We start from the raw sequence: 14,406 nt of genomic DNA on the forward strand, positions 1-14,406 counted from the left end.
AAATTTCTTTTCATTTCAATTCAGCTGCCTGACGGTATTTCTAAGAGCGTTTCGCTGATGCGGGTGCAAAAGTAGAACCTTTATTTACATTTACAAGACTTTTTTTTACATTTTTTCCATGTTTTTTTTGATATTTTTCTTAACCCGCTGGCAGAAGTGCTTTTACATTTTGATTATTTTTAATTTCATGTGGGGTTTTTCTGAATTACTCTGTGTTTTTCTTATTTTGACTTGGCTTTAGATTGGCAGTTTTGCGGAATTTTCAGATTTTATGCCCGCTCTCTGGAAAGAATTTAAGATCCGGAAGCCTCCCTTCTGTCCCTTTTGCTCTCGCAGAGGCGCAAAGGCGCAAAGTTTCTCCCTACAGCCTATTCTGAAAACCGGTGCCCTAGCCCCGATAGGAGCGGAAATCCTTTTTATGGTCCCGTTCCTTTTAACGGGACCATAAAAAGATTGAAGCGGATAGCGGGAAATAGCTCCTTATATTTATTAAAATTCCAATTTTAGAAATCCCAAATTCCAAAACTGTATCGCTTCGCTGCGCTCAGCTTACTATATATGTACAAATAATAAACCCGATAGGTTTTTACCTGTCGGGTTTGAAATGAGAATTACTCTTATATATATTAAAGAGTAAAACTATACTATATATAACATGTATTATTGATTTAAAGCATCTATTACTTCTTTTGTGATTTCTATGCTTTTTAGTTTTGCTTTGTGATCGAAGATTGGACTTGTTACCATAAGTTCGTCGATTCTTGCATAGTCTATAAACCTCTTTAAATCGGTTACTAATTGTTCTTTGTTTCCTGTAAAGGTTCCTGCTGTCATTTGATTTACATGGAAACGTTCTGCTTCGTTCATAATATCATCTAATGATGGAACTGGCGGCTGTAATCCTTTGCGGTCGTTTCTAATTAAGTTTAGAAACATTTGATACAAACTTGTTGAAAGCAATTCTGCTTCTTCGTTTGTATCGGCAGCAATGATATTTACACACGCCATTGTTTTTGGTTTGTCTAGATATTCTGATGGCTGGAAATTTTCTCTATAAAATTCAAATGCCTGAATCATCAGCTTTGGCGCAAAGTGCCCCGCAAAAGCATAAGGTAAACCATAAGCCGCTGCCAGAGCCGCACTGTCCATGCTTGATCCTAAAATCCAGATTGGCACATTTAGACCTTCAGCTGGAAATGCACGAACTTTTCCTGTTGCATTTTCAGATGAAAAGTATTCTTGAAGCTTGCTTACGTTTTGTGGAAATCGTTGTGCTTGCTCAAAGAAGTCTTTTCGAATTGCTTCGGCAGTTGGCTGATCTGTTCCCGGTGCTCTTCCTAAACCTAAATCGATTCGGTTAGGATAAAGGGTTTCTAAAGTTCCAAATTGTTCTGCCACTACTAAAGGCGAATGATTCGGAAGCATGATTCCGCCAGAACCTACACGGATATTTTCGGTTTGGCTTGCCACATAACCAATCAAAACCACCGTTGCTGTACTGGCAACGTGTGCCATATTGTGATGTTCTGCCAGCCAGATTCTCTTGTATCCGAGTTTATCTGCTAATTGGGCTATGTCATTTGTTTTTTGAAATGTTTCTGTTGCATTACTATCTTGGGTGATAATTGCAAGCTCTAATATTGAGACTGAAATTGGGTTTTTCATATAAATTAAGGCTAAAATGCAAAATTAAGCCATTTATGCGAATGCCTTTGGTTTTCTAATGTTAATAGAATTATAATATTCTCTACGTTCTAAATATCTATTTTTTAATAAATAATTATTGTTTTACAATAATTATTTATACATTTGCAATATCAAATTTAATTTTCTGTGTATGAAGACCACTCACATTGTTTCGAGAATATTATTTTATTTCACCCGAATTTTATCAGCCATCTACTTTTTTCTGGCTGCTTATTCGGTTTTTACATTAACAACAGGTCTGTTTTTGACTTTTAAAGATAATGGCAAATATTTTCAGGTTTGTTATCCGTTTACTACACATCCCGTAATGTTGGGCGATTACAACCTGCCGTATATTCTTTTTGATTTTCTGGCTCCGCTGAGTCTTTATGGACTTTTCTTTTTATTGAGCAGCAATGTTTTTAAAGTTTTCTTTCAGCCGAAACTGTTTACTCAAAATGGAGTTGTGCACTTAAAACGTTTTTATTTATCAAATTTATTCATTCCGAGTATCGTGATACTGTTTGCGTTCTTCTTCGTTCCTTTAGATAATGAAGTGGCACTTTTTATCATATTGCACGGAATGCTTGGCGCTTTTGCTTATTTTTTAGCTGCCATTTTTAAACAAGGTTTAAACCTTCAGAACGAACAAGACTTATTTATATAGCTATGCCAATAATTGTAAATGTTGATGTCATGCTTGCCAAACGCAAGATGCAGAGTAAGGAATTGGCAGAGAAATTAGATATAACACCTGCTAATTTATCGATTCTAAAAACGGGAAAAGCAAAAGGTATTCGGTTTGATACTCTCGAAGCTATTTGCAAAATTCTGGATTGCCAGCCCGGCGATATTTTAGAATATGTAAGCGAGTAGCTTTCTTTTAAATCAAATTTTCTGAATCTTAAAATCGGCTTTTTGAGGCCGACAGGAATTCTATTGCCTAAAAATTTCAAATCATCATTTATATAATCATCAAAAATCAATCAAAAAATGAACAGTTTATCAATCAAAAATCTCAGCAAAACGTATGAGAACGGCACAAAAGCGATTGATCATTTATCGCTTGACATTACAAACGGAATGTTTGGTTTATTAGGACCGAATGGCGCTGGAAAATCAACTTTAATGCGAACCATTGCTGCTTTACAGGAACCAACTTCGGGAATTATCGAGTTTAACGGAATCAACATTCTCGAAAATCCAATGTTTATTAGAGAAAATCTGGGATATCTTCCGCAGGAATTTGGCGTTTATCCAAAGATTTCTGCTTATCGTTTATTAGATCATTTGGCAATTTTGAAAGGAATTGTCAATAAAAAAGAACGTCACGACCAAATTCTGTATTTGTTGCAACAAACGAATTTACTACAGCACAAAGACAAAGCGGTGCATTCTTTTTCGGGAGGAATGCGTCAGCGTTTTGGAATTGCACAAGCTTTGTTGGGAAATCCGAAAATTATTATTGTCGACGAACCGACTGCGGGACTTGATCCTGAAGAAAGAAATCGTTTCAATAATCTTTTAAGCGAAATTGGCGAAAGCATTATTGTGGTTTTGTCCACGCATATTGTAGAAGATGTCCGCGATCTGTGCACCAAAATGGCGATTATTTCTAACGGAAAGTTGCTTTTGGAAGGAAATCCAAATGAAGCGGTTGATTCTTTAAAAGGTAAAATCTGGACGAAAGCCATTCATAAAGATGAACTGAAAGAGCATCAGGATCATTTTAATATAATTTCGTCGCATTTGAATTCTGGAAAAATCAATATTCATGTTTTCTCTGAACAACAGCCTGATTCTGGTTTTGAATTGAGTTCTCCTGATTTGAGCGATGTTTACTTTAATATATTATCTCAAAATCAACTTAAAAAATAACGTTATGTTTTCGAAATTAATTCAATTTGAATGGCATAACAATACCAGAAACTGGGCTTTTTATGCTACCTATATTATATATCTGATTCTTGGCTTTCTTGTGAGTGCTTTTGCGAACTTTTCGTTTTCGGGCGCTTATAAAAATAGTCCATTTACCCTGACTTATGCGATTGGTTTGCTATCGTTGATGACGATTTTCTCTATCACGCTTCAAGTCGCACAACATTTTTTAAAAGAATACGAAACTAAATTTGATGCGATCCTCTTCTCTACTCCTATTTCTAAATTTCATTTTTTGGGAAGCAAGTTTATCACTGCTTTTGTAATTGCGATTTCTTCTTTTGGAATGTTCATCATCGGAATGATTATCGGGCATCAAATGTCATGGATTCCGAAAAGCGAAATTGGTCCTTTTGAAGTTTTAAATTACCTCTGGCCTTATTTCGTAATTGTCATTCCTAATATTCTTTTATGTCTTTCGATTCTTGCAACGTTGGCTTGGCTTACGCGAAGCAAACTTTTTATTTATGTTGGCGGCTTATTCATCTACCTATTATATATAGCAGGTTCAATTTTTTCTAATTCGCCTTTATTTGCAAATGCTTCTCCGTCTTCCGCGAAAGCGATGTCTTTGGCCGCAAAAATAGATCCGTTTGGTTTGGCTGCATTTTTAGAACAAACGAGATATTGGACATCCATTGAAAAAAACACTCAACTACTTTCACTTTCAGGCAACTTTTTATTCAATCGAATTATCTGGATTTGCGTTTCTTTCCTTCTGATTTTTGTTTCCTATAAATTGTTTTCATTCCGAAAAACAAAAACTAAAAAGGTAAAATCGGTTAAAATCGGTACAAAAGAGACACAACTATTTTCTACCACAATTCCAGAACAGCTATTTAAAACCTCAAAACATAATTGGGCCGTTTTTAAAAGCAATTTGAAGATGGATATTTATTTGGTTTTAAAAGGGATTCCTTTTTTACTGATTGCGATTTTATTTTCGGGAATATTAACGATTGAGATTTCGGATGAAATTGACGGCGGAATCAGATTGGCAGAAAATATTACCAATACGGCTTTGATGATTTCCACCATTATGGATCGTCTGCCCTTTATTTTAATTCTGATTACTCTTTTTTATAGTAGTGAATTATTGAATCGAAGCGAAAATTCCAGATTTGAAATGCTCGAAAATACAGCGCCTTATTCTCAATTTATAGTTTTGATTTCAAAATTGACAGCGCTTTTTATGATTCCGCTTCTCTTAATTGGAATCAGTATTTTGATTGGAATTGGTTTTCAAATCATACACGCAAACGCTTCAATTGACGCTATACTTTACTTTTCGATGTTTTATTATATCGGATTTCCATTGTTTCTGATTTCAATTTTGGTAATTGCCATTCAGACTTTCATTAAAAACAAATATTTAGGATTGGCAATTTCCGCATTTATTTCGCTTTTGTTTTGTACGGGAATCGGAGAACAATTGGGAATTTCACATCCTCTACTTCGATTTGGAGATTCTTTAAAAAGAGAATATTTTGATCTGAATGGTTTTGGAAATTATACTTTTCCGTTTCATATTTCGATGTTGTACAATTTTGGTCTGGCTTTGATGCTGCTAACTTTGACCGGAATTTTATGGAAACGAAATACTACTATTCTAAAAACCGTTCGTAGAAATTCATTTAATGCTATTCAGAAAACATTTTTTGCTTTCGGAAGTATTCTTTTCATTGGTTTTGGAAGTTATCTTTTTTATAAAACGAATATCGAATATCCGTATTTGACGAAAGATGATCAGAACAATTGGAGCGAGCAATACGAAAAGCAGTTTAAAAAATATGCGAATCTTGCTCAGCCCACGATTATTGCGGTAAAAAGTAAAGTCGATTTGTTTCCTGAAGAAAATCGTTATGAAGTGAAAGGCAGTTATGAATTGATCAATAATTCGGAAAAACCAATTGATAGTTTACTCCTATATATAGATCGAAATTCGAAACTGACTTCTGTTGAAATTGAAAACGCCAAAAATCTCGATAATGTTTCTCAATTTCAGCATTATTGGTACCGATTGAAAAAGCCTTTGCAACCTCAGCAAAAAATGAAAATGAGTTTTGCTTTTACCTCAACTTGGTCGCCATTTAAAGGTCATACTGCTTTTAATTCGATTATTGAAAATGGTTCGTTTATGCGAATAAGTCGTTATTTTCCAACTTTTGGCTATCAGGAATCGAATGAAATCAGCAGTGAAAAAGAGCGTGCAAAAAGACATTTAAAACCGCAGACGCCACTTAAAAAATTAGAAGAAAAATCGAAAACAATAAATGATTTTATTGATTATGATGTTGTCGTTTCGACTTCAAAAAATCAAACGGCAATTGGCATTGGAGATTTAATAGGAAACTGGAAAAAAGGCAACCGCAATTATTTTCATTATAAATCGAATGGAAAGATTCCGTTTCGATTTGCTTTTTCTTCTGCCGAATATGAAATTCAAAAAACAAATTATAAAGGAATTTCAATCGAAGTTTATTATGACAAAAGGCATTCTAGAAATGTTGCCAAACTAATTCAAGATCTAAAAAACACTTTAGATTATTGCCAAAACAACTTTGGAAAATATCCGTACAAAACCATTCGCTACGCCGAAGTTTCTGCTTTCGCGGATGGATTTGCTGCAACTTCCTATCCGTCGACGGTTTTTATGAAAGAGAATTTTGGGTTTTACAGCAACTTGAATAATCAAGATAAAGAAGATGTCATCAATCAATTGACTGCTCACGAATTGTCGCACGAATGGTGGGGAAATTCACAAATTAGTCCAGAACAAAAAGAAGGAAGCTGGATTTTGACTGAAACTCTTGCGCAATATACCGAATTGATGTTGTACGAAAAGGAACATGGTTTGGAAAAAGCATTGGAAACTTTAAAGATTCATCTGGATTTGTATTTAAGCAGCCGAAGTTACGAACCAGAAACTTCATTATATAAAACGAATTATGAAACGCCACATTTGCCTTATGATAAAGGAATGCTCATTATGCATCAATTGCGAATGCTAATTGGAGAAGAAAAAGTAAATCTGGCTTTGTATAATTTCTTGAGTCATTATAAATATCCTAATCCAATTCCAGATTCTAAAGATTTATTGAAAGAGATTTACTTAGTCACCGATTCTAAACTTCATCCTAAACTAGATGAAATGTTTAAAAAGATTATTACTTATTCTTCTAAAATTTCTGAAGTTGAAAGTGTAAAAAAGAATGGTTTTTATGAAGTTTCTTTTAAAGCCGATTCTAAAAAATATCTGGAAAATGCAACCGGAATTCGAAAACAAATTGCTAACGACGTTACAATTGACATTGGAATTTATGATAAAAACGGAAAGCTATCTTGTTATACTTTTCCAATCCAAAACAATACAATTCAAGGCAAAATTAAAATCAAAAACAAACCTCAACGCATTGTAATTGATCCTTATTTAATAAATATTGACACTTTTATAAAGAACAACGAGAAAGAGATTGATTAAAGATTTTTCGTTGCTCCTACTTTTTTAAACACATAGAAACATAGATTTTTTTTGCTGTTAAAGGCGTTTCACTTGCATTAATACACATAGTTTCTATGTGTTAGAAACGAGTTTCTTTCAGCTTTCTTTTAAACAAAGAAAAATCTATGTTTCTATGTGTTTATTTTTCTACCCACAGATTCTTTTCTAAATAATTCTCCTCAATCAAAAAAGCGAACCATTTTTAGCCCTAAATTTGTACATCAAATACCAAAATTTGATTTAGCATCTCTGCAAATGACACACAAAGTTTTAATTATAGACGACGAAGAAAAACTGAGAAGTCTGCTGGTTCGCATAATAAAATCGGAAGGATTTGAAGTTTTTGAGGCGAAAGATTTAAAATCTGGTTTTAAAAAACTGGAGCAAACTGATATTGATGTTGTTTTGTGTGATGTAAAACTTCCAGACGGAAACGGCGTTGATTTTGTGCAAAACATAAAAAGCAGTTTTCCGCTGACGGAAGTTATCTTACTTACGGCATTCGGAAATATTCCCGACGGCGTTCAGGCGATGAAAAATGGCGCTTTCGATTATATTGTAAAAGGCGATGATAACGACAAGATTATTCCGCTTCTTTATAAAGCGGTCGAAAAAGTGCATTTGCAGAAAAAAGTAAAACAACTTGAAAAACGTATTGGCGATAAATATTCCTTCAATACCATAATCGGAAAATCAAAAGGGATTGAACAGGTTATCGATTTGGCCCAAAAAGTAGCCAAAACTGATTCGACTGTTTTATTGACTGGAGAAACAGGAACCGGAAAGGAGGTTTTTGCACAGGCAATTCATGAAAACAGCAATCGCGCAGGAAAATCTTTTGTGGCTTTAAATTGCAGCACTTTCAGTAAGGAAATTTTAGAAAGTGAACTTTTCGGCCATAAACAAGGTGCTTTTACCGGAGCTTTGAAAGATAAAAAAGGCTTTATTGAAGAAGCAAATGGCGGGACTTTATTCTTGGATGAAATTGGTGAAATGCCAAGTGATCTTCAGGCAAAATTATTACGCGTTTTAGAAACCAGCGAATATATTCCTGTTGGAGACACGACTTCTAAAAAATCTAATTTTAGATTGATTGCCGCAACAAACCGAGATTTAAAAGAAGAAAGTGAAGCCCATCGTTTCCGTTCTGATTTGTATTTCCGTTTGAATATTTTCGAAATAAAACTTCCTTCACTTCGTGAAAGAGCTAAAGATATTCCATTACTCGCTAATTATTATGTGAAGCAATTTTCTGAAAAAACGAATAAAAAGGCTTTACATACGGCAGCTGATTTTCTAGAGAAATTAGAAAATTATTCTTGGCCGGGAAACATCCGTGAACTCAAAAATGTTATCGAAAGATCGGTTATTTTGAGTAACGGCGATACTTTGACTTCTGATGTTCTGCCTTATGAAATTCAGCATCCAACGGAGAAAACCAACAAACCAATGTCGGCTTTTTCTATGCAGAGTATTGAGAAATTGCATATTCAAAAGGTTTTGAATTATACTAAAGGAAATAAAGCTGAAACGGCTAGATTACTAGAAATTGGGATAGCGACTTTGTATAGAAAGATTGAGGAATATGGGATAGAAAATTCCAAAATTTAAATTCCAAATTCCAATACTTCACTTTTAAAATCATTTACGATCCTGCAAGGTTTTTAAAACCTTGTAGGTTTAAATTTTAAAGTATTAGATTAACCTAGAATACCTACAAGGTTTTGAAAACCTTGCAGGAAACGGATAAAAATAAACCTTATCGTTTTAATAAAAGCTTATCATTTTGATAGGCTTTTTTTATGCCTGATTTTTGGCACAAAAAAACAACTTCTTATTTTACAATACTTTACACTCTACTTCACATTTTCGGAATATCTTTTGGCATAAGGAGAAAGAACATCAAAATTCCTTCTCATGAAAAATCAAGTTAATTCTATTTACAAACAAGCGGAACGCTTTGCCGAGATTACTAAAAAAAATATTATCTGCGGCAATATCGTTCGGGCTAAAAAATGTTTAGCACTTGCTGAACGTCTATTTATTACTGGCAGTATCGAGACTAAAAATGCTATTTCAAACGTGTATGTTTTTTCGGTTTCTTCTTTTATGGAAATGCGCCACTGCAATATTTCACATCTTTTCCCTCAAACGCTTAAAGCAGAATATATCAAACAGGTTAATACTTCGGGAGTCTAAAAAGTTTAATCGGTTAACTGTTTAATTGTTTAATCGTTTCTGCAACAATCTAAAATCTGAAATCTAAATTCTAAAATAACTATGATCACAATTCTTTTACTCGCATTGGCCGTTTTGCTGTTTGCGATTTGTTTTAAATCTGTTGAATTCTTTGAAAAAATCTAAATCATGACTGCACTCTTTATTGTTTCAATTGCCGTTTTCGTGTATTTGGTTTATGTATTAATTAAACCTGAAAAATTCTAATAAGTGTGAAATGTCAAAAGTGAAATGTTAGATGCCTTTCATTTCTTAAATCTCATCTCACTTTTCACAACTTCACATTTCATTTTTTACAATCAACAACTCACAATATTATGAATACAGAATTATTAGGTGTTATAGGTATTTTTCTCCTAACCATTGTTTTAGCGATTCCTTTCGGAAAATATATTGCTAAAGTATTTTTAGGAGACAAAACGCTTCTTGACCCAATTTTCAATCCGCTTGAAAAAATTATTTTTAAAATCAGCGGTATCAATCCAACTGAAGAAATGAACTGGAAACAGCATTTAAAAGCACTTTTAAGCATCAATATGCTTTGGTTCTTTCTCTGTTTTTTTGTGCTGCTTTTTCAGGGTTCTTTACCATTAAATCCAGATAACAATCCATCAATGTCGCCTGATTTGGCTTTTAATACAACCATTTCATTTTTAGTCAATTGCGACTTACAGCATTACTCAGGTGAAAGTGGGGTTTCTTACTTGTCACAAATGGTATTAATGTTTTTACAATTTGTTTCGGCTGGTGTCGGAATCGCTGCTGCTGCAATGGTTTTTACCGCTATGCGCGAAAGAACAACTGATAAACTGGGAAATTTCTACAACTATTTTGTAAAAAGCTGTACTCGTATTTTATTACCACTTTCAGCAATCGTAGCTATTGCTTTAGTTTTCAGCGGCACTCCAATGACTTTTGAAGGAAAGGATGCTATCACTACTTTACAAGGTGATCACGTTGAAGTTTCTCGGGGGCCAGCTGCTGCTTTTATCGCCATTAAACATATTGGTACAAACGGTGGAGGATTTTTCGGAGCGAACTCGGCTCATCCTTTAGAAAACCCGACTTATTTTACAAATGCTGTTGAGCTTTGGGCGCAGATGATTGTTCCGTTTGCGATGATTTTTGCACTTGGTTTTTTTCTTAAAAAACAAAAATTCGCTTACATCATTTTTGGTGTAATGACGGTTGGATTTTTACTCTTGGTAATTCCGACAATGTCAAGCGAAATCAGTGGAAATCCTGCTATCGAAAAAATGGGAATTTCTCAGTTAAACGGAGCAATGGAAGGAAAAGAAGTCCGTTTTGGCCCCGCTATTTCTGGTTTCTGGAGTATTGCTACAACGGTAATTTCTACAGGTTCTGTAAACAGTATGCACGATAGTTCCATGCCGGTTTCGGGAGCGATGCAGTTATTGGCTATGATGGTCAATGTATTTTATGGCGGATGCGGTGTTGGTTATCTTAACTTTTACATTTTCATTATTCTGGCTGTTTTCATTTCTGGATTAATGGTTGGTCGAACTCCCGAGTTTTTCGGAAAGAAAATTGAAGCCCGAGAAGTCAAAATTGCCGCTTTCATTGCTATTCTTCACCCATTATTAGTTTTAGCAGGAACCGCTTTAGCTTCTTATTTTGCTGCCCATGATATTGCAATGGGTTATTGGTTCAGCGGAAATGCAACGGGCTGGCTAAACAATCCTGGAAATCACGGATTCTCTGAAATGTTATATGAATATACTTCGAGTGCTGCTAATAATGGTTCTGGTTTTGAAGGTTTGGGCGATAATAATCCATTTTGGAATATCACTACAGGAATTGTGTTGCTGTTAAGCCGTTTCATTCCAATCATCGGACCTTTAGCAATTGCTGGTTTATTAGCCAACAAAAAATACATTCCTGAAAGCGCAGGAACTTTAAAAACGGATACAACGATTTTCGGAATCATGATTTTTGCTGTAATCGCTATTGTTGCTGCTTTATCTTTCTTTCCCGCGCTGGCATTAGGTCCACTTGCTGAATATTTCACACTGAAATAATGTTCGATTTGAATATCCACAAAGAATTTAAAAACATAGCCCAATGTTTCAACCTTGGAGACAGAGATTGAAAATATACATTGTGTCCCAACGGTTGAAACCATTGGCTATGTTCTACAAGCTATGTGTTTTTGCATCGCACAACATTTAACAAATAACATTTAACTTTTTACAAGAAAATGACAACTAATAAATCCACATCATTGTTTGAAAGTAAACAAGTAAAAGAAGCTTTATTGCAGTCTTTTGTGAAGCTGAATCCAAAAATGATGATTAAAAATCCGGTAATGTTTACCGTAGAAATTGGAACTACCATTATGTTTGCCGTTTGCGTTTCGATCTTAATGGGCGCAACCGATCAAGGCAGTTTTATTTACAATTTAATTGTTTTCCTAATTTTATTTGTAACGCTTTTGTTTGCCAATTTCGCCGAAGCTATTGCCGAAGCCAGAGGAAAAGCACAAGCCGACAGTTTGAGAAAAACCCGTGAAGAAACTCCTGCAAGACAGATTCTGCCAAATGGAGAAATCAGAAACATTAGTTCTTCTCAATTAAAAAAAGACGATATTTTCATTTGTGAAGCGGGCGATTTAATTGCTGCCGACGGAGAAATTATCGAAGGTCTTGCTACAATCGATGAAAGTGCGATTACGGGGGAAAGTGCTCCTGTAATTCGTGAAGCAGGCGGAGACAAATCGTCTGTAACAGGAGGAACAAAAGTGTTGTCTGATAAAATAAAAGTAAAAGTAACTTCAGAACCTGGCGAAAGCTTTTTGGATAAAATGATTGCTTTGGTTGAAGGTGCAAGCCGTCAGAAAACGCCAAACGAAATTGCCTTGACTATTTTGTTAGCGGCTTTTACCTTAATCTTCGTGATTGTCTGCGTTACTTTAAAACCTTTTGCCGATTACGCAAACGCTCCTATTACTATTGCTGCTTTTATTGCCTTATTCGTTTGTTTGATTCCAACAACAATCGGAGGACTTCTTTCTGCGATTGGAATTGCGGGAATGGACAGAGCTTTGCGCGCCAATGTGATTACAAAATCAGGGAAAGCGGTTGAAACTGCGGGAGATATTGACGTTTTGCTTTTGGATAAAACAGGAACAATCACCATCGGGAACAGAAAAGCAACTAATTTTTACCCAACAAAAGGCATTTCTTTTGAAGATTTCGTTAAATCTGCTGTATTGAGTTCGCTTGCCGATGATACGCCAGAAGGGAAAAGTATCTTAGAATTAAGTGAAATGATAGATGTAAAAAATGAGGCAAAAGCAAGCTTTTTACAAACGACTTCTGACATTTCACACACTATCAAATTTACTGCTGAAACCAGAACTTCGGGTGTGATTTTAAAAGATGGAACCAATATTCGAAAAGGTGCGCAAGATGCTGCTAAAAAAATTGCAGAGCAAGCTGGAAATGTTTTTCCTGAAGATACTTTGCAACAGGTAATCACAATTTCTTCAAACGGAGGAACACCTTTAGTGGTAATTAAAAATAACGAAATTCAAGGTGTTATCGAATTGCAGGATATCATTAAAACCGGAATGAAAGAACGTTTTGAACGCTTACGCAGAATGGGAATCAAAACGGTTATGGTTACGGGAGATAATCCACTTACGGCTAAGTTTATTGCCGAAAAAGCTGGAGTTGATGATTTTATCGCCGAAGCGAAGCCTGAAGATAAAATGAATTATATCCGAAAAGAACAAGCTGAAGGCCGTCTGGTTGCGATGATGGGAGACGGAACAAATGATGCTCCTGCCCTTGCCCAAGCCAATGTTGGTGTTGCCATGAACAGTGGAACGCAAGCGGCAAAAGAAGCTGGAAACATGGTTGATTTGGACAACGATCCAACAAAACTAATCGAGATTGTCGAAATTGGAAAACAGCTTTTAATGACTCGAGGAACGTTGACTACTTTCTCAATTGCGAATGACGTTGCCAAATATTTTGCGATTGTTCCTGCCCTTTTTATTACTGCGATTCCAGCATTGCAAGGTTTGAACATTATGCATTTGCACAGCCCAGAAAGTGCTATTTTATCGGCTGTAATTTTCAATGCGATTATCATTCCAATTCTGATTCCGCTGGCGTTGAGAGGTGTTGAATATCGTCCGATTGGAGCTAGCGCGATTCTAAAACGTAATCTTTTGATTTATGGCTTAGGCGGTTTGATTGTTCCTTTCATCGGGATTAAGTTAATTGATTTAATCGTTGCAATCTTTATTTAAGGTTCTGAGCTGCTAAGATTCTAAGGGACTAAGGTTTTCTCTTAGAATTGAAAAACTAGAATCTATCAAAAATTAAAATAAAAACATTGGTTCTGAATTGCTAAGTTCTTAAAAGAATACTTAGAGCCTCAGCATCTCAGAACCTTAGAACCTCAAAAAAAATGAAATCTATATTTTCACTCATAAAACTTACTGCGGTTACTTTAATTCTATTCGCAGTTATTTATCCTCTTGCGATTTACGGAATCGCACAAATGGCTCCCAATCAAGGAAAAGGAGAAACGCTTTCTGTTAACGGAAAGGTTGTTGGATATCAAAAAATCGGACAAAAGTTCGATAAGTCGAATTATTTCTGGGGAAGACCTTCGGCAGTTGATTACAATGCTGCAGGAAGTGCCGGAAGCAATAAAGGTCCGAGCAATGCTGAATATTTAGCTTTGGTTCAAAAGAGAATCGATACTTTCCTTGTTGTTCATCCTTACTTGAAAAAAGCTGAAATTCCAGCTGATATGGTGACAGCTTCAGGAAGCGGTTTAGATCCGAATATTTCTCCGCAAGGCGCTTTAGTTCAAGTAAAACGTGTGGCTAAAGAACGAAATTTAGCTGAAGCTAAAATTAAAGCTTTGGTGGAATCTAAAATTAATACAGCTCTTGTTGGGCCTGAAACTGTGAATGTTTTGGAACTAAATATAGCTTTAGATCAACTGAAATAATGCGATTTTAAACCCGACAGGTTTTAAAAACCTGTCGGGTTTGACAAAGTGAT

At 35.2% G+C, this 14,406-nt stretch carries 11 protein-coding genes; 10 read left to right on the top strand and 1 reads right to left on the bottom strand.

Annotated elements, in window-relative coordinates; all coding sequences use genetic code 11:
• Positions 1 to 660: 660 nt before the first annotated feature.
• The gene (locus P2W75_RS00005; protein WP_276378453.1) at positions 661 to 1,665 is read right to left on the bottom strand and encodes an LLM class flavin-dependent oxidoreductase; all 1,005 of its coding nucleotides are present in this window, start codon (positions 1,663 to 1,665) and stop codon (positions 661 to 663) included.
• Positions 1,666 to 1,837: 172 nt separating this feature from the next.
• On the opposite strand from P2W75_RS00005, the gene P2W75_RS00010 reads away from it, so the two are divergent.
• From P2W75_RS00010 to P2W75_RS00055, 10 genes are all read left to right on the top strand, one after another.
• Positions 1,838 to 2,353: a DUF2975 domain-containing protein gene (locus tag P2W75_RS00010; protein ID WP_276378454.1), complete on the top strand. Its 516-nt coding sequence runs from the start codon at positions 1,838 to 1,840 to the stop codon at positions 2,351 to 2,353.
• Between the two features lie 2 nt (positions 2,354 to 2,355).
• A complete protein-coding gene (locus tag P2W75_RS00015) occupies positions 2,356 to 2,562 on the top strand; it encodes a helix-turn-helix transcriptional regulator (protein ID WP_008466864.1) in 207 nt (68 codons plus the stop codon).
• A 117-nt stretch (positions 2,563 to 2,679) separates the two neighbouring features.
• Positions 2,680 to 3,564 carry an ABC transporter ATP-binding protein gene (locus tag P2W75_RS00020; RefSeq protein WP_276378455.1) on the top strand — a complete coding sequence of 295 codons (885 nt, stop codon included), beginning with the start codon at positions 2,680 to 2,682 and terminating at the stop codon, positions 3,562 to 3,564.
• 4 nt (positions 3,565 to 3,568) lie between these two features.
• The gene (locus tag P2W75_RS00025) at positions 3,569 to 7,105 is read left to right on the top strand and encodes a M1 family aminopeptidase (protein ID WP_276378456.1); all 3,537 of its coding nucleotides are present in this window, start codon (positions 3,569 to 3,571) and stop codon (positions 7,103 to 7,105) included.
• A 276-nt stretch (positions 7,106 to 7,381) separates the two neighbouring features.
• Complete coding sequence (locus tag P2W75_RS00030; RefSeq protein WP_276378457.1) at positions 7,382 to 8,737, top strand: sigma-54 dependent transcriptional regulator; 1,356 nt, start codon at positions 7,382 to 7,384, stop codon at positions 8,735 to 8,737.
• 306 nt (positions 8,738 to 9,043) lie between these two features.
• Entirely contained in the window at positions 9,044 to 9,325 is a 282-nt protein-coding gene (locus P2W75_RS00035) for a hypothetical protein (RefSeq protein ID WP_207297468.1), read from the top strand.
• A 168-nt stretch (positions 9,326 to 9,493) separates the two neighbouring features.
• On the top strand, positions 9,494 to 9,571 hold the full coding sequence (gene kdpF, locus P2W75_RS00040; protein WP_073489533.1) for a K(+)-transporting ATPase subunit F: 78 nt from the start codon (positions 9,494 to 9,496) through the stop codon (positions 9,569 to 9,571).
• A gap of 110 nt (positions 9,572 to 9,681) precedes the next feature.
• Positions 9,682 to 11,403, top strand: coding sequence for a potassium-transporting ATPase subunit KdpA (gene kdpA / locus P2W75_RS00045; protein WP_276378458.1), 1,722 nt, complete (start codon positions 9,682 to 9,684; stop codon positions 11,401 to 11,403).
• 179 nt (positions 11,404 to 11,582) lie between these two features.
• On the top strand, positions 11,583 to 13,640 hold the full coding sequence (kdpB, locus tag P2W75_RS00050; RefSeq protein WP_276378459.1) for a potassium-transporting ATPase subunit KdpB: 2,058 nt from the start codon (positions 11,583 to 11,585) through the stop codon (positions 13,638 to 13,640).
• A 161-nt stretch (positions 13,641 to 13,801) separates the two neighbouring features.
• A complete protein-coding gene (locus P2W75_RS00055; protein ID WP_276378460.1) occupies positions 13,802 to 14,353 on the top strand; it encodes a K(+)-transporting ATPase subunit C in 552 nt (183 codons plus the stop codon).
• Positions 14,354 to 14,406: the final 53 nt, after the last annotated feature.

Origin of the sequence: Flavobacterium sp. H4147, assembly GCF_029360735.1 — a bacterium.
Lineage (GTDB): Bacteria > Bacteroidota > Bacteroidia > Flavobacteriales > Flavobacteriaceae > Flavobacterium > Flavobacterium endoglycinae.